The 258-nt window shown below is 43.4% G+C and carries 1 pseudogene; it reads left to right on the top strand.

What is annotated here, in order from left to right:
• Window positions 1-258, top strand: a pseudogene (locus SB719_RS21135) (conjugative transposon protein TraJ); the annotation flags it as partial.

A 258-nucleotide genomic window follows, 5' to 3' on the forward strand; every position in this document is an offset into this window, starting at 1 on the left:
CTTGGAGCGTGAAGCGATGCTTAGAAATCCTGAGATGGCTTATCTGGTGTCTGATGAAGAATTTGATAAAAAACTGGAGGAGCTGGGCTGGTCGCCCTCAGATCTGGTGACGATGTCAGGAATGTACATTGAGAGGGAAATGTTTGCCATTAAAAAGGAAATCAGAGATGGGTTTAGGGAATTTTTAGAGATCCTTTTCCAGTCTGCAGCACTGGTCATAGACACCATCAGAACTTTCTTCCTAATCGTTCTTTCGAT

Source organism: Pantoea sp. SIMBA_079 (assembly GCF_046940275.1).
GTDB classification, from domain to species: Bacteria; Pseudomonadota; Gammaproteobacteria; order Enterobacterales; family Enterobacteriaceae; genus Pantoea; species Pantoea borealis.